The sequence below is a fragment of the Flavobacterium frigidum genome (genome assembly GCF_048286735.1).
Taxonomy (GTDB): domain Bacteria; phylum Bacteroidota; class Bacteroidia; order Flavobacteriales; family Flavobacteriaceae; genus Flavobacterium.
This window is the reverse complement of the sequence record NZ_JBLVPU010000007.1, coordinates 103,954-127,746: the sequence shown is the minus strand read 5'-3', so window position 1 is coordinate 127,746 and position 23,793 is coordinate 103,954. Positions and strand designations below refer to the sequence as shown.

Sequence of the window (23,793 nt, the reverse complement as noted above, 5' to 3'; positions counted from 1 at the left end):
TTATTTAGCTGCTTTTCTCCTACTTTTTACTAGTCATTTTTGGATAATTCTCCTGTATTTACTGATGCCGAGGAGTGCTCTTACATTTTGAGTACCTGGTTTACCTTAGCAAGATTCAAATTCTATTTGCCTTGTTCAATTTCTTTAACAATTTATAATTTAAAATACATTAATATTTTTTGTGTTCGCTTCACATAGCGTGTTTCTTAATGTTTTTCCATTAGGACACTTTTTGTGTATCGCTATTTCAAGACAAGACATATTATTAAATTTTAAAATAGTTTCATACAAGAAGTTTAGATTATGAGAATATGATTGAACTGTTACCTGTTCAATGAATAAACAGTCTCTGAATATATCTTTTTTTGAGAAGTATCACTAAAATATTTAATTTTTTAGTGACACCTCGAAAGATACTTAGGTTTTGCGATTTAATGAATTTGATAAAGCACAAATGAAAAAACCCTCTAAATCATAAGATTTAAAGGGTTTTTTCATTTGCTTTTCAGCTGGCGGAGAAAGAGGGACTACAATTTATCAAATCTTAAAAAATCAAAGAATCCTATTTTTACACAAAGTGTCAATAAAATCAATGTGTTACAACGTTTTTTAAAATATTCTGTTTGATTTAGATTGGATTAATGTGGATGTTTTTTGATGATTGTGGACTAAATGTGGACTAGATTTTGTATCTTTAGGTAATATAAAAAGGTAAAATATGGCTTCTATTTATTTACTTCTTCAAAGCAAAAAAAGTCCGGCAGTGATTTATGTTCGGTTACGTGATGGCAGAACTCTTGACATCAAAGCTAAAACAAATTATCATATTGATCCAGTTAACTGGGATGATGCTGAGCAAAGACCTACAAAGAAAGCTATGAAATTGATTGATTTTGCCAACCTAGACACAGATTTAGCAACATTAAGAAATGACCTTTTAAAAGAATATAATAACAGCAAAGGTGTTAAGGTTGTTGATGCTTTATGGTTAAAAGATTTTGTAAACCCACCTCAAGTAGAAGAAAAGCATACCGATAAATTAGTAGATTATATTGATACTTTCATTGAGTTTAAAAAGAACGACGTAAAAAGCAGCACCATAACAAAATGCAATGTCATTAAACACTTATTGCAGCGTTATCAAAAGCACACAAAATCAATTTTGTACATTCGGGATATTGATACTAAATTCAAAATGGATTTCGAAAAATATTGTATCAGTGTTGGTTATGCTCCAAATACTACTGCTAGAAATATCCGTTTTGTTAAAACCTTTTGTAGACACGCTAAATCAAACGGAGTAGAAACGCATCATCAATTAGATAGCATTAAAGCCAAATATTATAAAGTTGATAATATCTATTTAGACGAAGTGGAGATCAAGAAAATTGAAGATATCAAAATAAGTGAATTAACCGATGGTTTAGAAAACGCTCGTGATTGGTTATTAATAAGCTGTTTTTGTGGACAGAGAGTTTCCGACTTTTTACGTTTTGATAAATCGATGATTAGATACGAGAAAAACAAAGCCGGAGAGCTAAAACCTTTAATTGAATTTACACAGGTTAAGACTGAAAAAATGATGACTATTCCATTACACTCTAAAATAATGGAAATACTTAAAAAATACGATGGTAATTTTCCAAGAAAAATATCAGATCAAAAATACAATGAGCATATCAAAAATGTTTGTGAAAAAGCAAAAATAAATGAACCAATACACGGTGTTTTATTTGACAAAGACAAAAAAGAAAAGATTGAACAAGATTATCCAAAATGGAAATTTGTTTCTTCTCACATTGGTAGACGCTCTTTTGCTTCAAATAATTACGGAATTATACCAACCTCGTTTTTAATGTACATCACTGGGCATACTACTGAAGGGATGTTTTTAACCTACATTGGTAAAAGTAACAAAGACATTGCAATGGAGTTGACAAATTATTTCTGATTTGTAAGGTTTTATTTTATAATTTTATTCCCTATTTTTTTTATATGAAAGAACTTGAATTGAATTTAGAAAACCTGTTTAAAGTGGGTTTAACTCCCGAAATTCTTAAAACTGACTTTGTAAATTGGGTTGTCAATAATCATGATTTTATAATTGATTTTGATAATAAAATAATTTATGCAGAGGTTGATAACTACAAAAAAGATTTGGTAGGTCTAATCGAAACTATAAAAAGGCAATGGTTACAAAATGGTATGAAACAAGAAGAAATTGATGATTTATTGGCAACTGAAAAAGTAAGAATAAAAGCAAATTATGAAAAAACTTTAGATGTTTTTTCTGACGATGATGGTAAAAGGGAATTTATTTTAAATGTACTTCCTAAGTTTAAGAAAAAGATCTTCGAATGTAAAGAACAATTTTATAATAATAAATTCAATGAGTTGATTGATGAAACGATAGAAAGTAAAATAGATCAGTTAAGTTCCGACGAACTTAAGAATAAAATATCTTTCACTAATAATTATGAAAATCCATATCCTAAAATTTTCAAGGATTTTAAAGCCTTCACTATTTTTAAAAACCTACAAGAAGAATTTAGCAACACCAAAGAAAATCTCTCCAATTACAGCTTCGTTTTTCATAAAATGACTTATGAAGACTTAATTCATTTTGATTTAAAACAACAATCATATTTTGATTTATTAGACAAATTTGATATCAATATAAACAGAATAAAACCTTTGTGTGATATTGGCAAAATTGCATTTAGAGAGAGCATTTACACCAAAGCAAAATAAGCTACACGAAAACCGTGTCATAAACTACACGATTCCATTCGATCCACAACACAACTTCATTTAGACTTTTGACTTGTTAAACTTTAAAACAACAAGTCATGCAAAACAATGCAATTTTACTTCAAACCTTAACCGTTGAACAATTACAACAGTTAATAGGCACATCCGTTAAAAACGGTATTCTTGAACTCCAAAAAGAGTTAAACTCCAAAAAAGATGATGAGGAACTTCTGACTAGAGAAGAAACCTGCAAATTCTTAAAAATTGACAGCAGCACTTTATGGGCATGGACCAATAAAGGGAAAGTCCTTGCTCATGGAATTGGAGCTCGCCGTTACTACAAGCGTAGCGAATTATTAGAATGTCTAACCTTATTAAAAAAGTAAGATATGGCAGACTGGTATGATAAAACAGAAAAAATGCTTGAAAAAATCCAAGTTGTTACAACTGAAATAAATTCAAAATTAAAATCAGGGACTTTTCAAAACCCGGAAAATGTAATTTATAACAATCAGGAGTTTATGAAATTAATGGATATCAGCAAAAGAACTGCTCAAGATTGGAGAGATAAAAAAATTATTGGTTTTTTCCAAATAGGTAATAAAATCTATTATCGCCTTTCTGATGTTCAAAAATTACTAAATGATAATTATAATCCTAAGAAATAAATGGAAATACTAAATAACGGATTGACAGTTAGCGTGTATAAAGATTTCAAAAATAACTTAGGAAATAGAAATCTATTAGAAATACTGCAAGAAATAAAAGCGGAAAAATACAAAAGTGATATCAATTCAATCCGTTATGCAATTCATAAAGGGGATGATCAAACAGCCGACAAAATTAAGAGTGGGTTAATTGGCTTTACTACTTCAGGAACTTTTGGAACAAGTAGAACTAAGGTAAACATAAATACCTATTCGCAAGTTATAGGTTTAGATTTTGACCATATTCCTTTTGAGGATTTACAAAATATTTCAGTTTTAATAAATCAATGCAATTTTACAATGGCTTCCTTTATCAGCCCAAGTGGCGCAGGAATCAAAGTATTTATCAAAGTAAATTCTAATGCAGAACAGCACACAGAAGCTTACCACCAAGTGGCAACTTATTATAAAGACCTATCAGGTTTTGATTTTGATCCAAAGTGTAAAGATATTACCCGATTGTGTTTTGTATCTTCTGATGCAGATTTATATCTAAATCAAAGTGCTAGAATTTTCGAGCTGAAAGATGAAACAATAGAAAATCCAAAAACACCGCAAAAAGAGATTGTGAGGCAACAGTCAACAGATGATTTACTAGATAAATGCTTGAAATTTACAGAACAAAAAGAACAATACTTCAACGGAAATCGAAATAATTTTATTCATTTACTTGCTAGTAATTCAAATCGATTTGGCATCTATGAAGAAGATACATTAGATTTTTGCATGACTAATTTTGATTTAGATACAAGAGAAATAAAGAATGCAGTCAACAGCGCATACAAAAATCAAATTGCAGACTTTGCAAAGTTTGCAAAGTTTGCAAACTTGCAAACCTCAGAACAAGTTATAAAAAACAATAACAGCAGTAATACAATTCCGGAGGAAGAAGATGTTTTAAAATCAACGCCGTTCATTCCTCAATCAGTTTACGATAATTTGCCACCAATATTACTGGAAAGTTGTAAAGCATTCAATGATAAAAGGGAAAAAGACGTATTTTTAACAGGAGCATTAGCTATACTTTCAGGTTGCTTACCTAATGTATCAGGAGTATATCATGGCAGTACGGTTTATCCTTGCTTATATTCGTTTATTTTAGCTCCTGCAGCTTCTGGCAAAGGAGTATTAAAATTCTCAAAAGCATTAGCAGATAAGTATCATGAAAAAATCTTAGCCGAATCTCTAGAAGCGAGAAAAATATATGAAGAAAACTTAGCTGCTTTTAAAATGTTGAAGGGTAAAGGGAAAACTGATGGAAAACAAGAAATGCCTGCAGAACCTAAATTTAAAGTAGTTTTCATTCCTGGCAATGTTAGTGATGCAAGAGTGATTCAACATTTAGATTGGAATGAAGGTAAAGGGATTATTTGCGAAACGGAAGCCGATACCGTAGGAACGACTATGAAAAAAGAATGGGGAAGTTATTCGGATATGCTTAGAAAAGCGTTTCATCATGAAAAAATATCAGTAAGCCGTAAAACCAATTCAGAATACGTAGAGGTAAATGAACCACAACTTGCCATTGCATTATCAGGAACCCCTAAACAAATCTTTAATATCATTCCATCGGCTGAAGATGGTTTGTTTAGTAGATTCTTTTTTTATGTTTTTAAAACAGACGCGGTATGGTTAGATCCTTCGCCAAAAGGAAATCCCGTAAACTTAACCGACTATTTTACAACACAGTCAAAAATGGTTTTGAAAATGGTAGAGTATTTCCAAAGAGATTCGATGCAATTACAGTTATCAGAAGAGCAATGGGATAAATTCAATGATTTATTTGGATACTTCTTAGAACAAGTAAATACATTTGTTAGTGACGATGCATTAAGTGTGGTAAAAAGATTAGCATTAATTTTATACCGGTTTTGCATGATTTTCACGGCAATCCGTAAGTTTTCAAAAGAGGAGCACGCAACTGAAGTATATTGTTTAGATATTGATTTTGAAAGTGCAGTAAGTTTAGTAAAAACCTATTTACAGCATAGTATCATAATGTTTGAAAATTTACCAAAACAAGAAGGAGGGGGAGTTTTTAAATCAGGTCAACACAAGAAATTATTTTTTGATTCACTGCCAAATGTGTTTCAACGCAAAGAAGCCATTGAATTAGGCAAACAATTCAAAATATCGGCAAGAACTGTTGATGATATTTTACAGAAATGTAAAGGCAACTTACTAATTTCAACCAAGCCCGGACATTTTGAAAAAAGCTAAGAACAGTTGTTTTTGTTATATTTTAATTACAAAATCAAACACATTCAGTACCTAACAACGCATTTGGATAAAGGATTCGGATTAATTTACACTACGACAGGTTTATTAATCCGTTTTATTTTAATCCTTAAAAAACAAATTCTTTTACATGTTTTTCCCTTACACCCCACACCCTAAATTAATTTGCTTTATTTTTCCTTATTTTCCTACTTTTACGGTTTTCCTCATTTTTCTTTCGCTTGCTTTTTCATATATTTACCTCCATATTAAAAAAAGAGCATTCTTAAGATTTAAAACAGCTTATAACACTGGTGAAAAAGGATACTATTTTAACAATAATTACAATACCGAAACAACAATAAATTTAATGCAAATAGTTCATAAAATAAACGATTTTCTCTTCACTATTTTTCCAGAATTGGAAAATGCCAGCGAAAAGGAAATCTTCAATGCAATTCAAAAATACTACACGTATGGCCCTTTTATGCCAAAGATTACGATAGATAATGGCAGGGTTACTGTTGACGTAGATACTGAAATCATTGTCACACAAGATGCTGATTACAACAAAACAATCGCCTTATGCGAAAAAGGAAAGTTTAATGAAGCCAAGATTATCTTGGAGAAACTCATCCTTGAAAACCCTACAAATTCAGAATACCACAGAATACTTGGGCAAGTACTTTCAGAGCAAGGAGATCAGGACGAAGCAATAAACGCTTTAATAGATGCCTTGCGCTGGAATTCATTCAACGGCTGGGCGTTAATGATGATGGGGAATATTTTCGCAAGACATAAAAAAGATAGCGCAACCGCTATGAAATACTACGATCAAGCTATAGTGGCAAATACAGCAGACCACATTACATTAGCAAATATTGCCTATTTACTATTTCAAGAAAACAAACTCGAAGACGCTAAAAAATACGCGTACGAAACATTAAAATTAAACGACAAATATCCGAATGCACATTTTATCCTTTCATTAATTGCTCAATCAGAAAACGATTTATATTCTGCTTTTTACAGTGCCACACAAGCTATTAAATTTTCTAAACAAAAAGATGCTTTATACCAAAATGCGGTTAAACAAGCTTTTGAGATAGCCAATAAAATTGCGGGAGATTTTGATGGCAAAAAAATATTCTTCAAATACAGAAGCCAACTGGAAGCCGAAGGTGGAACAGAAATAGACATTTATGCAGTTGACGAAATAAAAACAGCTGCCAAAGTAGAAATAGCTGAACGGTATAACCGCAGTAAACATGTTATCAAATACAAAAGTACTTATCCGGGAGTTGCCCATTTAGTGATGCACGAATTGGTACATTTAGATTTTATCAACCAAGCCCGAAAAGAAAACGGTAACCAAGTATTCATTTCAACCCAACAAAACAAAAACAATTTTATTGAAACCATCCTTCCGGCAATCAATAATTTAAAATTAAAAATACAAGACCAGTCCACAATAGACTTTTTTATAGAAAGTGTATTCTCTGGCTTAAACTTGCAAACCTACAATACTCCTATCGATGTATTTATCGAAGATTTTCTGTACAAAGAATATGCAGAATTAAGACCGTACCAATTCCTCTCATTATTTGGGATGCTCCAAGATGCAATAAAAGCAGTAACCGACGAACGAATTCTGGACATTGCACCGCTAAGTGTAATCTCTAAAACAAGAACTTTCAGTTTAGTTAACGCTATGCAATTTAAGGAGTTATTTGGTATTGATACCATACAGGAATTCAAACCAAGTCCACCAGAGCTTAATCTAGCAGAAACATTCTACAAAGAATTTATCGAATACCGTGATGATCGCAAACCGGGTGAAGAATACGAATTGGTAAAGCATTGGGCGCAAGACCTTAGGTTAGATACATTTTTCGAACTAGAAAGCGAAGCCAAATTCGAGACTAAAAACAATATTGATGATTTTGTAAACAAGCTGCAGCAAGACCCTTTCGGACTCGAGGAACCAGAAGACCCATTTCAAAAAAGAGAAATGGAAAAATTCCAAAAGCATCAAGAAGAAATTGGCACCAATATGGCCATCGTGATGTTTATGGTCGAAGCACTAAAACATTTCAAAGAAAAAGAAGCTTCTGATATAAAACAGTCCGCTTTCGAAATTGCAATGTTAGGAACACAAGGAATTGACCCCAATAAAAAAGATTACATCATATCAAGCATAAACAGCAAAAGGTTTTCTGGAAATCAAGTATTAGCTTTCTATTATGTTTCTTGGGCATTGGCAATGCCGGAACAAGTACAGCATTTAGGGTTGGATTTTGCTAAAGAATTTGAAATGGCTAAAAAAATACATTAAAAATCAATTAGCAATTATAACTCAATTTGAATAATATATCAACTTGACAATATCTTGCTAGACTTTTCAATATTTACATATTTTTAAAACAAACATCAATAAAATGAATACTACTTTCAAAGATAATTTAATTTCACTTCTTAAAACTGACAGCAGATTGCTAGATAATGAAGGAGAATTAATGATAAATAAAATTCACGATTTAGCAGATAAAACGGATGAAAAACTCATTGAATTATTGATAGATAATGAAGAAACAAGAAAGAAGTTTTTCATAAAGATAAAAGCTGTTTTTGTGTTCAAAACAAGTGATTTTAATTTTTATTTGGATGAAAATAAAATAGATAATTCATACACTCAATTTGAAAATAGAATTGGTTTAACTGCAGGTGGTAAATTCTTAAAAGATAATAATGATGTTGTTTTAGATTTCCCATATAAAGATTGTATTTTAGAGGGAGGGCAAAGTACAGAGGATGGTTCTGATGCTTATTTTGAGTGGATTGAAAAAGACCAACATTACATTGAAAGTTCATCAAACAGAAAAGAAATATTTTTTAATGAAGTATTAGCTAAAGACGAAATAGATAGATTACTAGAACCAAAAGCTTTTTCAAGCATAAATAAATATTCAATTGATGGAGAATCAAAGGTTTCCTCATTTGATCGAAATGAAAATGGCACAATTAAAGACAATTTAATTATAAAAGGAAATAATTTATTGGCTTTACACTCTTTAAAAAAAGAGTTTTCAGGAAAAATAAAAGTGATATATATAGATCCACCATATAATACTGGAAGTGATAGTTTTAAGTATAATGACAGCTTTAATCATTCTACCTGGTTAACTTTTATGAGAAATAGATTAGTTGTAGCAAAAGAATTGTTAACAAACGATGGTATTATAATGGTTCAATGCAGTTTTCATCAATTTGCATATTTAAAAGTTTTAATGAATGATAAGTCATTATTTAAAAAGCATTTATGTGATTTTAATATTCAAGTTAGACATCCAGACAGAGCATTAACGGGAGATAAAGAATACAATGACGTTATTGAATATATTTTGATTTTTTCTAACAATCCTGAACAAAAAATGCCTTTTGTTGAAGTCGTTAAAAGTGAAGATGATTATATTTATTCTATAAAAATTAAAGATGATGCAAAACCTGAAACTTTAAAATGTGATAAAAAACTAGTTGAAATTTATACTCCAGATATGTATGAGGTTATTAAAGATAAACCAAGTAAAGAGAAGTATAAAAAGTTAAGCATAAGAGGTTCAATAAGAGAGAAAAATAGTAGTGGTAGATTTTTTGTAAAACATTTAGAGAAGTTAAAGCAATATCCATCGGAAACTTTATTCAAAGTGCCTGATATGGGTGATGATGCAGAAAGTCATAGATATTTTTATTCTGCTCCATCGGGTAATAAAAATGGGGGCTATTTTCAAGGTATGCCAACAAGCTCCTCAGTAACTAAAAAGAAATATTCAAATTTTTATAATTTTGAAAAAGAGTATAATAATGTTTCAGGGCAAGGTGATGTTGAATTTAGAAATGGTAAAAAACCCGAAGAGTTAATTAAGTTTTTAATAGATATTTTTTCTAATAAAAATGATATTGTTTTAGATTATCATCTAGGAAGCGGAACAACTGCTGCAGTTGCTTTAAAAATGGGCAGACAATTTATTGGTATTGAACAAATTGATAATCAAATAAAATTGTCATTAAATAGAGTTAATAATGTTATTAATGGTGATTTAAGCGGTATTTCTGAGGATGAAGATATACAATGGGATGGAGGCGGTTCTTTTATATTTTTTGAATTAGCCAAAAACAATCAAAAAGCAATTGAATATATTCAAGATGCTAAAAGTTACGATGATTTAATAAATTATTTTAATGAAATGTCTTCTAAGTATTTCTTACATTATAATGTGAAGGTTAAGCAATTTAATGATGTTATTTCAAAAGAAAAAAACTTTAAAACTTTATCATTACCTAAACAAAAAGAAATGTTTGTTAAAATGCTTGATTTAAATCAATTGTACATTAATGTTTCGGATATGGAAGATGCTAGATATGAATTGAGTGAAGAAGATATTAACGGTACAAAGGATTTTTATAAATTTTAATTAATTATGGCTGTAAAATATCTTTTTGAAAATATTTCAGATAAGTTAAGAGAATATAGATTGCCTTATTCAGAAATTCCAAATTATATAACCGATAATTTAAAATTTGAATTATTTAAATGGCAAGCTAATGCTCTGTTAAATTTTTTAGATTATGTCAATATTAAAGAAAAAGAAGAGGATAATAATCCATCTCATCTGATGTTTAATATGGCAACTGGTACTGGTAAAACCTTGATAATGGCAGCTTTGATTTTGTATTATTTTAAACAAGGTAAAAATAAATTTATATTTTTTGTTAATCAAAATAACATAGTTGGTAAGACAGAGGATAACCTTACAAATCCTTTGCATAATAAATACCTATTCAAAAGTAACATAGTTATTGATGATGTTAATGTAAATATTAAGAAAGTAGATAGTTTCTCTAATTTTGATGATAACATCCAAATTTTATTTACTACTATTCACGGTTTACACAATTCAGTTTATAAAGTAAAAGAAGACAGCATTTTTCTTGAACAGCTTCAAAGGAATGATATTATAATGCTTGGCGATGAGGCACATCACTTAAATGCTGATACGAAAAAGAAAAAAGTAGAACAAGTTGAATTAGAATTAGTTACTGAATTAACTGAAAAAGCAAGTCAAGATTTAATAGAAAAAAGTTGGGAGCACACCGTTATTTCAAAATTGTTAAATAAAGATAAAACGACGCATACTGTACCAAACAAAAATGCACTTATAGAATTCACTGCGACAATACCGAAAAATGCAGATGTTGAGAAAAAATATGTTCCAAAAATAATATATAAATTTGATTTAAAAGACTTTCTTAGAGCAGGTTATACCAAAGAGATAAATTTGGTTTCAAGTTCATTTGATAAGCGTAAAAGAGTTTTACAAGCATTGTTATTTAATTGGTATAGGAATGAAATAGCATTAAAATATAATATTCCAAATTTTAAGTCAGTTATACTTTTTAGGAGTAAATATATTGATAAGGAACAAGAAAATAACTCTCAAGAAGATTATAAATTTTTTATCAATCTGGTAAAAGATTTAAAGGTTCAAGATTTTAGTTTTTTAAATGAATTTGATGAAGAGGCATTGTTTAATGTAACTGAACTTTACAAAAAAGGACAAAGTAGGATTGTTGATATTAAACGTTATATGCAGGAAAATAATTTAAATGCTAGTAATATTATCACTTATCTTCAGGGGGCTTTTACAGAACGTAATTGTATAATTACCAACTCTAAAAAAGGCACAAAAACTATTGAAAAAACAGAAGCAGAAACAGAAAGATTGTTAAATAGTCTTGAAGATAAGAACAATCATATTAGAGCCATTTTTACTGTACAAAGGCTTACTGAGGGTTGGGACGTTCTCAATTTGTATGATATTGTTAGAATGTATGAAGGACAAAATTCAGGGGGTACAAATAAAGGTAAATCTGGTAGCGCGACAACCTCAGAAGTCCAGTTAATTGGAAGAGGTGTACGTTACTATCCTTTTGAATTTGAGGATAAAGAAAAAAATAAAAGGAAATTTGACAATCAACTCAATCACGAATTACGTGTATTAGAAGAGTTTTTCTTCCATAGTGATAATAATGAAAAGTATTTGAGTGATTTAAAAAACGAATTAAAAAGACAAGAATTACTTCCGCAAAACGATAAAATCTTAAAAAAATATGAGTTAAAGAAGTCTTTCTTAGAAACAAGCAAAGATTTTTATAATTCAATAAAATTATATTACAACACTCAAGAAACTAATCCCAACAAACGTAAATCTACTTTATTAGAAATTAAAAATAACTTTGATTTCTCATTTACCGTTGAAACATTCAAAATAAATGAAACCACGGTAAATCTTGACAATAATGAAATCGATACAACTCGTTTTAAGAAAGGTTCTTCTGAAAGCACAACTTTATCATTAGTTTTAAAAGATTTTGAATTACATATTATTAGAAAAGCGATTAATAGTATAGCAAAAAGAGATAATTCTATTTTAAGGTTCAATAAGCTAAAAGAAGAATTACAAATTAATTCGATTGATGATATAACAAAAAATGAGTTTTTAGGATTGTTTCCCATAAAGTTAATTATTCCGAAGTTAACTTCATTTGATGATGTTGAAAACAAGGAGAAATTTAATGCATTAGTACGGTTCTTTGAAAGAATATCTGTTGAACTGCAACTAATTTCTAATCCTTACATAGGTTCAGAATTTAAAGCTAAACCATTTAATGATATGGATATTTGGTATAAAGAAAAATCAGTAGTGATTGAACCTGAAAATGTTGAATTAGAAAAAGAGTTGCAAGACAAAGATTGGTATATCTACAATGGATTTAGTGGTACTAGCGAAGAAAGAAATCTAATTTCATTCTTGAAGGAAACTATGGGTAATTTCGAAAAGAATTATGAAAAAGTATTCTTATTAAGAAATGAAGAAGTTTATAAAATTTATGACTTTGAGAAAGGAAGAGGTTTTCAACCTGATTTTCTATTATTTCTTAAATCACATAAATTAGAATTATATTATCAAGTTTTTATTGAACCAAAAGGAGGTGATAGAATTTCTAATGATGATAGTAAATGGAAAGCAACATTTCTTGAGCAAATAACTGAAAAGTATGGTGATAATAAAATACTTAAAGCCGAAAATAAAGATTATAAATTATTTGGTTTACCACTATACAATGCCGGTAATGCAACTAGTTTCAAATCTAAGTTATCAAATAAATTAAATGTAAATATCTAATTTTAAAATACAAAAAGAGACAAACATTGAGCAAAATAACAGATTATTCAAAATTTAAAAATTCGCAAGAGCATTTAGAATATATTCATATTTATGTATATTCAGAAATTATTCTTTATGAGAAAGGTATAGCAGAAGTTGCAATTGTAAACTATATAAAATTCGAGTTAACAGATATAATAATTAATAGTTTTAATGCTTGGATTGAAAATAATTGTCCAAACAAAGAATTAATTGATGAATGGTTTACAATAAAAGTTGAGGAATATAATGCTTTTAAAGAAAATTTTGGCACAACATATAATGCTAAAGTATCAATTTGGAGTGACAGGTCGAAAACTGACTACTATAAAGTTAAACTCCAAGAATCTTTTATTTTTGAAAATCAAATAGCAAATATTTTAGAAAAAGAATATGATTTAGAAATTGGTCAATATTTGACTCCAGAAGGCCAATATGACTTAGGTGAAAATGCATTAGGAATTGAAATTAAAAATGATACACTAATTGCTAAATACGGCAATGTTTATATTGAATATCAAGAAAAATCTAAATCATCCAACTCTGTATTTATCAATTCTGGTATTCTTAAAAATGATAATTCAATATATTTTTTAATAGGAACAATTGATGCTTTTTATATATTTAAAAAGAAAAGGTTGTTAGAAATATTTTTTGAAGAAATAGAAAATAATAAAAAAGGTATTTTTTCTAAAAGAGGTATTAAATTTAAAGAAATAGCCACATCAAAAGGTTTTGCTTATCCTGTTAAAAACGCAATTTCAGATACTATTTCGATTGATCTAATGGTTGAGGAAATTAAATCACAATCATAATAATTTAATTAACGGAATGAACAACGCAACAATTATGGTAAATCAAATCAAAAAGCTATATAATCGTGGAATAACTGTTTTTTTTAACCATATTAATTAAATGAAGAAATTAATATTGCTATTTTTTTTAATTCCGTTTTTTAGTTATGCGCAAACAATAACAGGGAAAATAATAGGTATTAAAGACGGCGATACAGTAGTAGTTTTAGACAGTTTAAACCATCAAACTACATTAAGGCTAGCAGAAATCGATTGTCCTGAAAAAAGTCAACCATTTGGTACAAAAGCAAAACAATTTACATCAGATCAAATATATCGTAAAGAAATAAAATATGTTGTCACTGATATTGATAGATACGGTAGGTCAATTGCAATGATTTACTATGATGATAATAAATACCTTTCCGCTGAACTTATTAAAAACGGTTTAGCTTGGCACTATAAAAGATATTCTATATCAGAAGAGTTAGCAAACTTTGAAAACTCTGCAAGGTTGCAAAAAGTCGGTTTGTGGTACGATAACAATCCTATTGAACCTTGGGATTGGAGGAGGAAATAAAAAGGCTAATAAATTGCTTATGAAATTCCTTTATTTCTTTCATATGACTTTACTTTATTTTCTACATTTCAATGAAAAGTTAAAAGAAACTTAGAAATATTAGCAAACTAATCATCATACAAAGAGCAAAAGTAGGTGATACTATTCTAAGTAAATTCCTTACTTTTATCGACACGTTTTTTAATGATTAATATTTAATTTGATTTTGTAAAATAGAAATATATGACAGTTATAAATATAGTATTCCACCATATAATAAAAGAACTAAAAGGGGAAGCTTCTCTAAAATGCTCTGATAAGTTGTTGCCTATTAATCAAACTGTCAATGAATTTGTAGCAAAGTTGATTAAAAATTATAGTTCCAAAAATCCAACACAAGGAACTTTTCAAGTAGATTCAGATAATTATCCATTTCAAAATAAGGTTGAGTCTTATTTAACTGATGGTGACTTCTTGGAATTTACCCAAGAATCAATGAAGATTTTAGAAAGAGCTATTAATATATCAACTACGACAGGAGGCTATGTAGTTTTTGTACATTATACGGATAAAAGTACAGACTATTTAATTACGGCAATGCTTGATAAATCAGTACAATTTACAGTAAACGATGAAAATTTGGATATTGAAAAATTGAAGACTCTTGATGTTGATAAATTAGCAAGAGCAAATAGATTGAACATTAAAAGATGGAAAGATAAAGACGTTTTATATTTATCATTTATTAAAGGGACTAGGGCAGTTTCTAATTATTTTATTGACTTTATCGGTTCTACTGATATCACGTCTTCAAAAGATAATTTCAATAAACTGAAGGACGCTACGAATAGATATTTTATTGATAAAAAAATAAATTCATTAGAAAAAAACAAAATAAAAGATAAGTTTAAAGCCTATTTCGATAGATGTTTTGAAGATAAAAAGGATGCTGAATTAGAATCCATTTCATCTCTTATAAACGACAGAGAGCCTAGAGCATTTTTAGAATTCGTGAAGGAGAAAGAACTAGAAGTTAGTGGTAAAATTGCTATTCATAGAAAAACTGATTTTGATTCTTTTGTTAGAAATAGAGTTTATGAACCAGGTTATACTTTAGTTTTTGATGAATCTTTAAAAAAAACAAATAAAATAATGCGTCAGGGAAATCAAATAATTATAAATGATGTGCCGGATAATTTTTTAAATTCGATATTTGATGACGAAAAGCCTACTTAATAGTACAGTTGAGATTATAAGGCTTATTGAATCAAAAAAAGCCGATTCGTTTTCAACCACTGGATTTATCGAGATTAATGCAGTTTGTATTGATCATATTAAATTGATGCTAGATAATGAAATCATTGAGATTGTTACTTTTGGTGAATCAGATGACATAAAAAATATTTTTAAAGAGGATGTTAATAATTTTATTGACAAACAAGTTCATTTAGAGATAAGAACAGGTGGTGTTAATTGTTATTTTGAAACGATTAATGATTTTCTAAATGGGAATAGGTTCAAATTAAAAAATGAACTATTCTACATTGCTGAAAATGATTTTTATTCAGAAGTATCGACAATAGATAATGAACTTATAAATAACTATAATAAAAACATCGAACTTATAGATTTTTTAAATTCGTTATCTCATTCTCAACATCAGATAGGTAATCAACTTAAATATTATTTTTATAGAATTTCAAATAGTATTGTTGAAATTGATATAAAATATTCGGTTAATGATTTAATGTTTTTTTCTGATTTAGAAGGTATAGAAGAGTTGAAAACAGAGTTTTCAGAGACAGTTAGCAATAAAGACAAAAAAGAATTATTTATTAATGAATTAGTTAATTTTATAGAAAGTAATTCTAGTGATTACTTGACAATAGTGAAAAATTGGAATACTATTTTGAGTTCTTACAATAAGAGTTACAAATTATATTTAGCTGGTTTTTCTTTTGAAAAAATAAAAGCGTCATCAAATGAACATTTTCAAAAATTATTAGCACAAATTCATGATTCAATAAGTAAAGTTTCAGGATATATTTTTGGAATACCAATCGGTTTTATATTATTATTGAATTACTTCGATTATACAGGTTCATTAATATTTAAAAACATAGTAATATTGCTATTGTCAATTCTGTTTTTTGTTTTGATATGGTTTATTTTATTGCGGAATATAAAAGAATCGATAGAAGCAATTGAAACGGATATTAATGATTTTATAAAACTCATTAATACAGTTCCTGTACTTAATCCAATTAAAGAAAAATTAGAAAATCTTAAAAAGGTTTCTTTGAAAAAGCAACGAAATAAATTACTGATAGTTAGAGGAGTTACCATATCAATATTTGCCTTAACTTTTATTGTTTTTTTTTATATATTTTTAAACATAAGTATTTATTTGTAAAACTAAAGTAAAATAAAAAAGTACTATGTTTATGAAATATATTAAGAATTAAAGTACCTAGTAATTACAGAGAGAAAAAATGGCGCAAAGTAAACGGTAATTTAATGGTAGTGGATTTTTAAATAAATAATTTATACAATTAAAAATATGGGAAATGTAGTTCACAGTATTAATAACCAAATAGCAAAATTCAAAGAGCGTGAATTAGATTTATCTTGTTATGAAGAAGTTAAGCTAAAAGAGATTTTACTTGATATTGGATATTATAGATTAGGTTTTTACTGTCACTACTATTTTGACAAAAAAACAAATAAGTTTTCAAGTACGGTAAAGATTTCAGATATAATAAACCTTTACTACCTTGATGTTGATTTAAAATACCTTCTTTTAAAATACATTAACCGCATTGAAATAAACTTTAGAACAAAGCTTATTTATTACGTGTCAATGAAATATAAAGATAATTCAAGATGGTATGTTGATGATTCAATAATGGATGCTGAAAGTGTCATAACATTCAAAAACAACATTTATACTGATAAATTTAAGCAAGATAACCTAACAGTAAAAAATCATCACATCAATAATTCAGCAGATGATTTTGCTCCTTGTTGGAAAGTTTTTGAATACCTAACTTTTGGGGCAATCATAACTATTTTTAGTAATATACAAGACCAATCAGTAAAACAGATAATATCAGAAAAATACGGTATAAAGGACTTAAACAAGTTTTTTAAACTTTTGAATACAGTAAGACTAATAAGGAATATTTGTGCTCATAGCGGGGTTCTGTTTGACTATTCTTTACCACAAAGTGTAAGTTCAATTCCTCAAATAAATTACAATATAGGAGATAGAAATTCATTAGATACCTCTATTAAAGTTATTGGATTTTTTATAGAAACAATTTCATCAAATAGATATATTGATTTTCAAAAGGATATAAAACTATTCTTTGATGACAGAAAAAAAGATCCAGTTTTATCACAAGTTATTATTGATAGAATAAGATATTTAAATTAATATGTATTTAATTAACAAAAAGTTTGTACCTTTGCCTTATAAAGTGCCTCTCTTAACAATTGGCTTATTTGGTGCACTATAAAAAAACATTCAGCTCAGTTTAACGACTGAGCTTTTTTATTCTCTAAATATTACCTCATTCGTCTGCACAAAGACAACTATAATTAAAATACTTATTTAACAAAACATCCGTTCCCAAATCACGGGCAATCAAGCGGTCTCTCTTCGGTCGTTCCCTTTGTTCCGTTCGGCTGTTCCAGTCGGTCAACCTTACATTTTCATAAGAACATTTTTGGTAAATAGGCAATTTATTATTTCAATTCAATAGTTAGCTTTCCCTCCATTCCACAGTCATTTCACAGACTAAAAAAATAAGGCAGCCAAAAATAGGCAACCTTATTTTTTCTGCTGTTCGTTCCTCATCTTCACACGCTCTCTTCCTTCGTTCGGTCGGGCTGTTGCATCCACAATACCGCTTCATTACGCTACACTCCGCAGGCTACGTTTCACTACATTCCAGCAGTATCATGTCTGCAGCCCTCTATTTTTTCAGCGGTTGCTCCTTCGCACAGCCATCGGGGTTAGCTCCGTTCAGTAAAAACTTCACTTTGCCCTAAATCAAGGAACGCCATAGGCTGTCTTATATTTTTTCCCCGCCGTTTCACGCTCATATCTGCTACGTTTCGCTCCGTTCCTACGCTCAACTCTCGCATCTATGGTAGCTGTTCGATTGCCGCAACACCGCCAACTGCGCTCCTCATACATTACGCTACAATTCCGCTACCGCTCCATTTTAGCTCCATTCCTTGCGGTGCTTGGGGGTGTTTGATTGCCGATTGCACAAGAAACATTCCAGAAAAAAAACCACACAAGAAACATCCTGCTATAAAAAAAATAAATAAAAAGAAAGTAAAGGTAAGTTCCGGTTTCAAAAAGTAAAGTTCAAGCCCTCCGGGTTTTTGAAAAAATCTCCACCCTTACATTTCCAATTCAACATTTACTTATACGATGACGACTTCATTCTATAAGAACAGTTGGGTAGTATTTTTTCAAAAAAACTTGACTCCTTTTGAAACCTCCACTGATATGACGACTTTCTTTTTTTTTCTTTTTTTCTTTTAAAAATGATATGGTGCGGAGCGTAGCGACAGCATCATTTTAAATCCGAAATTATGCCAAATTTTATCGTTAAAACCCACAGAAAGGATGTTGTTTACTCCGGAAATCAAATTTACATTCTCAATAAAGGACTAAATAGTGGAAAGCCACAGAAAGAACCATTTACAAATAGTTTTGTAATTATTTTTCAAAACGAAGAAGATGCCGAAACGGTTTATTGGTTAGCTTACAGCCTTTGGAAAGCTAAATTCTGGCATCAGTCGCTTTGCGGTTCAGTAATTCCATTTTTACGTCTTCCAGAATTCAAGAAAAACTTTAATCCAAAAGTTTCTGAAATGATTTTGGATTTTGAGCTGCACCAAAAACAAGTAAACACATTGAGGCTATTAGAACTAAAAGAGCAACATTTTCAAAAGAACTTGACTTTAATAAATGAATTGAGAAAAGTAATTTTACATAGTTATTATAAAAAATAATACAAGAGTTTGTTTAACCTTTATTCCGTGCTTATTTGCACTATTTCTCACATATAAGCCCCCATTATAGATAAATTGATGCAAATAAAAAAAGCCCTCTCAAGTGAAAGGGCTTAATTTGCAACATTGCAAACTTTGCAGTCTTGCAAAATGATGGTTTTTTTAGAAAGTCTCTTGGATCTTTAAAGCATTACCAGCATTAAATAGGTAATAATTGGAACCTACCATTTGATAAAACTCAATTCCGATACTTCCCAAAACAGCAACATTTATTGTCATTGTTGGCGCACCTGTTAAGGCTGCAGTAACATCGATCGATGGGGTTACGACATCGATCGGAGTATAATCCGAATAGGCAATGTTTGACATTTCATTTAAAACAGGCTCAGCAGGTTCGTATGCTCCAGTCGTAAGATTATAAACGGTATCTGAAACAACAGACAAAGCATTGATAATTCTAAAGTGTGTTGCACCTGATGGAATGTTTAAGAAATTAAGAGGATTAAACTCTGGAATACTTAATGTACTCTCGTTTCTATCTGCTGCAGCAGTTAATGTAAATGGAGCTCTAAAAATACCATTAAACGAAATGTTACGATTAAAATCTAGTCCTTTTAAATATTGTGGTTGTTGTGAAACCAAAACAGCTCTTTGCCCTCTAGCTTCGGAACCATCTTCAATATTAATTTTCTTCATAATGGCAGTAAGTCGTCCCGTTAGTTGACTATCGGACATTTGTTTCATCAATGCAGACAAACCAACTCTTAATGATTTACCCGCATTTGCACAAGCTGCAAATTCGCTCATATTTTCACGAGTACGAATAAAGCCTGGTGCTGTTTTTACTTGTTCCGCAGTTGGTCCACCTTTTAGACCTGCAAAATATCCTTCGTTACCTTTAATTTTGAAGTGTCTAACTTCTCCTAGTGTGCCGACATATTTAATATGCCCTTTCTGTCTTGCCATGTTATATATTGTTTATTTATAAATTAATTATTTAAATTTACAACGTAAATCATTTATAATCAAGTTGTTAATTGATGCTAATTAAGGCATTGTAATGCTAAAGAAACTATGACACAAAAAATTATTCTGAAAGTAAAAAGATTTGTTGATGGGGATGGACTTATTGCAGAAGATTACTATTCAAAAAGAGAGTTTGAAATAAGATTATACGGTATAGATGCGCCAGAAATAAGTTATTGTAATAAAATTAAAAAAGATGAAAAAGAATTACATCTTCCAGCTGCACTTTTAATTAAACTCGGATATTTGTCGTTTGAATTTTTGAGAAGTAATGTTTCAATAGGTGATCAATGTACATTAGTACAAGAAAAAAATAATCTTCAAGACAAATACAAAAGAAGTCTTGGCTATCTTATTCTAAATGATGGCAGAGTTTTAAACGAAATTATGATAAAAGAGGGGTATGCGAAGCCGTTTAACGATGTTTTTTGTGAAATGCTTCCAATGTATCAAGAATGGAATTTACAAGCTAAAAATGACTTAAAAGGACTATATTCTATTATAAACAAGTTTTGATAGTATATATAACGAATGTGGGCTAAATGTGGGCTAGAAGTAAAAACAAAAAACCCTAACGCCTTTGTTTACAAGGGTTAGGGTAATTTTCCTGCGGAGAAAGAGGGATTCGAACCCCCGGACCTGTTACAGTCAACAGTTTTCAAGACTGCCGCATTCGACCGCTCTGCCATTTCTCCAGTATGTCGCTTTCATTAGCTGATTACGAGTGCAAATATAAGAACCTTTTTTGGTTATACAAATCTATTTTTAGAAAAAAAACATCTATTTTTAGAGCTAATTTTTAAAGGTTTCATTTTCTTTACTTTAGAGAAGACTTATTTTTTAAAAAAGGTAATAACGATAGGCTAATACTTTACGTATTCCGTTATTTCTAACCCATATCCAATCATCCCTACCCGTTTGGTACCTTCAGTATTGGATACTAATCTAATTTTTGAAATATCAATATCATGCAATATTTGCGCTCCAATACCGAAATCTTTACTATCAATAATGATTTTTGGTGCCTTCATAACTCCTTCGCTTTGTAATAATTTGAGTTCAGCTATTCGATTCAATAAATTTATTGATTGCATGTCTTGATTGATAAAAATAACGGCACCTTTTCCTTCATCATTAATTACTCGGAACATATCATCCAATTGTTGATCTACATTGTTGGTCAATGTCCCTAATAAATCATTGTTTACTTGCGAAGAATTGATTCTGGTTAAAATAGATTCACCCAAATTCCAAGTGCCTTTTGTCAAAGCAATATGAATTTGTTTATTGGTCGTCTGTTGGTATGCTCTTAGTCGAAATGTGCCAAAACGAGTCTCAATATCAAAATCTTCTTTTTTAACAATCAAACTATCGTGTTGCATTCTATAGGCCACTAATGCTTCGATGGAAACTAATTTTAAATCGAATTTTTTAGCCACTTCCACTAATTGCGGTAAACGTGCCATAGAACCATCTTCGTTCATAATTTCAACAATCACACCGGCTGATTTAAAACCAGCTAACCTTGCAAAATCTATAGCAGCTTCGGTATGTCCTGTTCTTCTCAATACGCCACCTTGTTTGGCTATAAGCGGGAATATGTGTCCAGGACGTGCTAAATCATGTGGTTTAGTTTTAGAATCAACCAAAGATAAAATCGTTTTTGCTCTGTCTCCGGCTGATATTCCTGTAGTCACTCCGTTACCTCTTAAATCTACCGAAACCGTAAATGCAGTTTCCATCGGATCGGTGTTGTTACTCACCATAACATGCAATCCTAATTCTTTGCATCGGCTTTCTGTCAGTGGAGCACAAATTAATCCTCGACCATGTGTAGCCATGAAATTGATCATTTCTGGTGTCACTTTTTCAGCAGCAGCCAAAAAATCTCCTTCATTTTCACGATCCTCATCGTCAACAACTATTATTATTTTTCCTTGACGAATATCTTCGATAGCCTCTTCAATGGTGTTGAGTTGTATGTTGTTTATAATCATTTGTATTATTAATTTTGTGACGGGAATATTTTTTTTATTACTTTTTGGAATGGAGCCAAAATGACATCCATGTTGATTAATCCGATATCATTTGTAGCCCTATAGGTCAATAAAACAGCTAATGGTGTTAGTATAAATGAGGACAACCAAGAACCCATAAAAGGTGTCATTCCATTTTCCTGTGCTAATCTTTTTCCAAAAGTATTGATAAAGTGAAAGGTGATAAAAATTAAAATAGCAAAAACTATAGGAAGTCCTAAGCCTCCTTTTCTAATAATTGCTCCTAGCGGCGCTCCAATGAAAAACATTAGAAAACAAGCATATACAATAACGAATTTATCGTAAAATGCCAATAAATGTTTATTGATATTCTTTTGTTTATTGTCTAATTCTAATTTGGTAGATTCGATAGCGTACGCTATGCTTGTTTGATTACTCACTGCTATTTTCAAAATATCCGATTGTTGTTTTAATGTATACAAAGACAGGATATCTTTAGGAAGTGGTTTTCTTTTTTTTTCGTTTGCTATTTTTTTATTTATTGGAATTGCTATTCGGGAGTTACTATTTTCCGAAAACGAAATAATATCCGTTTTCAAATTCTTATTTAATGAATCTAAGGTATAATTCAATTCATTTACAGTAAGCATAGTGTTCGTATTCGCAACACTTTCATCTGTGATATCGGTCTTATTTAATTCAGATAGATCAATATTAATGATTTGTTTTTTAAAGGAACTTTTAGCGAAAGGTAATTTGCTACGATCTTCGTATTTTTTTGGAACAATATCTTCATAATAGTACCCATCATTTAGCACTAATTGCAAAATACTCGATTCTTCGCTACTAATTAGTTCTCCATCTTTCGCCTTTATTACGGTTTTACTTCCGTCTCCAATCTTCGATTTTTTATGAATTGTCACACTAGTTAGGATATTTCCTTGTTCACCAGATTTTTTATTTACCTTAATATTATAAAAGCCCACATCGTTAAACTGACCTTCGGCTATAGCCAATGCGGGTTTGACTTGTGCAATGTTTTTTCTGAAATTGATAAATTTATACTCCGCATAGGGAATAACATTATTCGAAAAAAAGAAGGCTACAATACTTAATAAAACGATGAATACTGTCAAACTTCTCATGGCTCTTTGTAAAGAAATTCCGGAAGATTTCATCGCTGCAAATTCATAATTTTCGGCTAAATTTCCAAAAGTCATTATGGAGGCCAATAGTATAGAAAGCGGCAATACTAGTGGTACAATTCTAGGCATAGAAAAGGCCAAGAATTTAATAATCATCACTAAGTCTAAATCTTTGCCAGCCAATTCTGATATAAATAACCAGACCGTTTGAAGTATGAAAATGAAAAACAGGATTACAAATACCGTAGCAAATGTAGTCAGGAATGTTTTTAATAAGTATTTGTCAAGAATTTTCACCTAA

At 30.0% G+C, this 23,793-nt stretch carries 18 protein-coding genes and 1 tRNA gene; 15 read left to right on the top strand and 4 right to left on the bottom strand.

What is annotated here, in order from left to right:
- The first annotated feature begins 718 nt into the window (after positions 1–718).
- From ACNQGO_RS06355 to ACNQGO_RS06290, 14 genes are all read left to right on the top strand, one after another.
- Entirely contained in the window at positions 719–1,951 is a 1,233-nt protein-coding gene (locus ACNQGO_RS06355; protein ID WP_417984720.1) for a phage integrase SAM-like domain-containing protein, read from the top strand.
- Between the two features lie 44 nt (positions 1,952–1,995).
- On the top strand, positions 1,996–2,751 hold the full coding sequence (locus ACNQGO_RS06350; RefSeq protein ID WP_417984719.1) for a hypothetical protein: 756 nt from the start codon (positions 1,996–1,998) through the stop codon (positions 2,749–2,751).
- Positions 2,752–2,849: 98 nt separating this feature from the next.
- Positions 2,850–3,137: a helix-turn-helix domain-containing protein gene (locus ACNQGO_RS06345; protein WP_417948202.1), complete on the top strand. Its 288-nt coding sequence runs from the start codon at positions 2,850–2,852 to the stop codon at positions 3,135–3,137.
- Positions 3,138–3,140: 3 nt separating this feature from the next.
- The gene (locus ACNQGO_RS06340) at positions 3,141–3,419 is read left to right on the top strand and encodes a helix-turn-helix domain-containing protein (RefSeq protein ID WP_417984718.1); all 279 of its coding nucleotides are present in this window, start codon (positions 3,141–3,143) and stop codon (positions 3,417–3,419) included.
- On the top strand, positions 3,420–5,678 hold the full coding sequence (locus ACNQGO_RS06335; protein WP_417984717.1) for a DUF3987 domain-containing protein: 2,259 nt from the start codon (positions 3,420–3,422) through the stop codon (positions 5,676–5,678).
- A 367-nt stretch (positions 5,679–6,045) separates the two neighbouring features.
- Positions 6,046–8,010 (top strand): tetratricopeptide repeat protein, encoded by a 1,965-nt coding sequence (locus tag ACNQGO_RS06330; RefSeq protein WP_417984716.1) that lies wholly within the window; start codon positions 6,046–6,048, stop codon positions 8,008–8,010.
- A 103-nt stretch (positions 8,011–8,113) separates the two neighbouring features.
- Positions 8,114–10,147, top strand: coding sequence for a DNA methyltransferase (locus ACNQGO_RS06325; protein WP_417984715.1), 2,034 nt, complete (start codon positions 8,114–8,116; stop codon positions 10,145–10,147).
- A gap of 6 nt (positions 10,148–10,153) precedes the next feature.
- Positions 10,154–12,919 carry a DEAD/DEAH box helicase family protein gene (locus ACNQGO_RS06320; RefSeq protein WP_417984714.1) on the top strand — a complete coding sequence of 922 codons (2,766 nt, stop codon included), beginning with the start codon at positions 10,154–10,156 and terminating at the stop codon, positions 12,917–12,919.
- A gap of 26 nt (positions 12,920–12,945) precedes the next feature.
- The gene (locus tag ACNQGO_RS06315; protein ID WP_417984713.1) at positions 12,946–13,755 is read left to right on the top strand and encodes a hypothetical protein; all 810 of its coding nucleotides are present in this window, start codon (positions 12,946–12,948) and stop codon (positions 13,753–13,755) included.
- 100 nt (positions 13,756–13,855) lie between these two features.
- Positions 13,856–14,314 (top strand): thermonuclease family protein, encoded by a 459-nt coding sequence (locus tag ACNQGO_RS06310; protein ID WP_417984712.1) that lies wholly within the window; start codon positions 13,856–13,858, stop codon positions 14,312–14,314.
- A gap of 222 nt (positions 14,315–14,536) precedes the next feature.
- Positions 14,537–15,529, top strand: a complete 993-nt coding sequence (locus tag ACNQGO_RS06305; RefSeq protein ID WP_417984711.1) for a nucleoid-associated protein — start codon at positions 14,537–14,539, stop codon at positions 15,527–15,529.
- Complete coding sequence (locus ACNQGO_RS06300; protein WP_417984710.1) at positions 15,510–16,706, top strand: hypothetical protein; 1,197 nt, start codon at positions 15,510–15,512, stop codon at positions 16,704–16,706. Before ACNQGO_RS06305 ends, ACNQGO_RS06300 begins: the two co-directional genes overlap by 20 nt.
- Positions 16,707–16,853: 147 nt before the next feature.
- Positions 16,854–17,729: an Abi family protein gene (locus tag ACNQGO_RS06295; protein ID WP_417947410.1), complete on the top strand. Its 876-nt coding sequence runs from the start codon at positions 16,854–16,856 to the stop codon at positions 17,727–17,729.
- Positions 17,730–18,901: 1,172 nt separating this feature from the next.
- The gene (locus ACNQGO_RS06290) at positions 18,902–19,324 is read left to right on the top strand and encodes a DUF6943 family protein (RefSeq protein WP_165151451.1); all 423 of its coding nucleotides are present in this window, start codon (positions 18,902–18,904) and stop codon (positions 19,322–19,324) included.
- 162 nt (positions 19,325–19,486) lie between these two features.
- Here the strand turns inward: ACNQGO_RS06290 and ACNQGO_RS06285 are convergent, their stop codons facing one another.
- Entirely contained in the window at positions 19,487–20,290 is an 804-nt protein-coding gene (locus ACNQGO_RS06285; RefSeq protein ID WP_417947408.1) for a hypothetical protein, read from the bottom strand.
- Positions 20,291–20,398: 108 nt separating this feature from the next.
- Between ACNQGO_RS06285 and ACNQGO_RS06280 the strand changes: the two genes are divergently transcribed.
- The gene (locus ACNQGO_RS06280) at positions 20,399–20,866 is read left to right on the top strand and encodes a thermonuclease family protein (RefSeq protein WP_417947407.1); all 468 of its coding nucleotides are present in this window, start codon (positions 20,399–20,401) and stop codon (positions 20,864–20,866) included.
- Positions 20,867–20,960: 94 nt separating this feature from the next.
- Here ACNQGO_RS06280 and ACNQGO_RS06275 read toward each other — a convergent pair.
- The 3 genes from ACNQGO_RS06275 to ACNQGO_RS06265 form a co-directional block, all read right to left on the bottom strand.
- Positions 20,961–21,045: transfer RNA gene (locus ACNQGO_RS06275), tRNA-Ser, on the bottom strand.
- Between the two features lie 168 nt (positions 21,046–21,213).
- Positions 21,214–22,347: a 3,4-dihydroxy-2-butanone-4-phosphate synthase gene (gene ribB / locus ACNQGO_RS06270; protein ID WP_417984709.1), complete on the bottom strand. Its 1,134-nt coding sequence runs from the start codon at positions 22,345–22,347 to the stop codon at positions 21,214–21,216.
- A gap of 8 nt (positions 22,348–22,355) precedes the next feature.
- The gene (locus ACNQGO_RS06265) at positions 22,356–23,789 is read right to left on the bottom strand and encodes an LptF/LptG family permease (protein ID WP_417984708.1); all 1,434 of its coding nucleotides are present in this window, start codon (positions 23,787–23,789) and stop codon (positions 22,356–22,358) included.
- Positions 23,790–23,793 lie beyond the last annotated feature (4 nt).